Annotated in this window: 1 protein-coding gene; it reads left to right on the top strand. The window is 33.7% G+C overall.

Going from position 1 to position 1,352, the window contains the following annotated elements:
- Positions 1 to 41: 41 nt before the first annotated feature.
- Positions 42 to 1,025 (top strand): hypothetical protein, encoded by a 984-nt coding sequence (locus B1B04_RS25210; RefSeq protein ID WP_240518397.1) that lies wholly within the window; start codon positions 42 to 44, stop codon positions 1,023 to 1,025.
- Positions 1,026 to 1,352 lie beyond the last annotated feature (327 nt).

Raw genomic sequence — 1,352 nt, forward strand, 5'->3', positions numbered from 1 at the left:
AAGACTGTAAGACAAAATACTTTAAAAGGAGATTAAAAACTATGAAAAAGAGAAAGAAATTGGCTGCTACTACTTTAGGTGCTGTATTTGCACTTTCAACTTTTGGAGCTGCGTTTGCTGCCGAAGTCCCAACCGAAATTATTGGAGGTAGTGAATATGTGAAAGGGCAAGTTAGTAAACCAGCTAACTTTGATGAGATTTCTAAAGAAAAAGTACAAGAAATTTTTAACCAAGTAAAAGCAGGTACATTAACGAAAGAGGAAGCAATAAAACAACTTGATGAAGCTCTTGGAATGAAGGGAGTTAAAAAAGCAGTAAGTAAACCAGCGAACATAGATGAGATTTCAAAAGAAAAAGTACAAGAAATTTTCAACCAAGCAGAAGCAGGTACATTAACGAAAGAAGAAACATTAACACAACTTGATGAAGCTCTTGGAATGAAGGGAGATAAAAAACTAGTAAGTAAACCAGCGAACTTAGATGAGATTTCTAAAGAAAAAGTACAAGAAATTTTCAACCAAGCAGAGGCAGGTACATTAACGAAAGAAGAAACAATAACACAACTTGATGAAGCTCTTGGAATGAAGGGAGATAAAAAACTAGTAAGTAAACCGGCGAACTTAGATGAGATTTCAAAAGAAAAAGTACAAGAAATTTTCAACCAAGCAGAAGCGGGTATATTAACGAAAGAAGAAACAATAACACAACTTGATGAAGCTCTTGGAATAAAGGGAGATAAAAAAACAGTAAGCAAACCAACTAACTTAGATGAGATTTCTAAAGAAAAAGTACAAGTAGTTTTCAACCAAGCAGAGACAGGTACATTAACGAAAGAAGAAGCAACAAAACAACTTGATGAAGCTCTTGGAATGAAGGGAGATAAAAAAACAGTAAGTAAACCATCTAACTTAGATGAGATTTCTAAAGAAAAAGTACAAGAAATTTTTAACCAAGTAGAGGCAGGTACATTAACGATAGAGGAAGCAATAAAACAACTTGATGAAGCTCTTGGAATTAAGAGATAAAAATAAAGTGAGTAGTTCAGTAAGCAAACCAGCGGTATTTAAAGGGAAGGTATAAACTATTTAACTAGCACGAATAGGTCCGCTCGGGAGCAATAAGCCAATTTGATACAGATCAGAATAAGAAGTAAGAAAAAACCTTAAATAAAATACAGTAATATTTGTACTTGAGCTTTCTAAACATTCCTCTTCATAGAGGTTCATATAAACTCCCCCAATGGAGAAACATTTACTTGAGAAAAAACTACACTACTAATAGCTGATGAAATATTCCCCACGTACGAAAATCGCTATGTTCCAATAGGTACATAGCGATTTTTTGTGCATTTT

Origin of the sequence: Lysinibacillus sp. KCTC 33748 (assembly GCF_002237755.1) — a bacterium.
GTDB lineage: Bacteria > Bacillota > Bacilli > Bacillales_A > Planococcaceae > Lysinibacillus.

Bases quoted from the DNA above. Each gene is read 5' to 3' on its own strand.
- B1B04_RS25210 (WP_240518397.1), top strand. From the start codon at position 42: ATGAAAAAGAGAAAGAAATTGGCTGCTACTACTTTAGGTGCTGTATTT.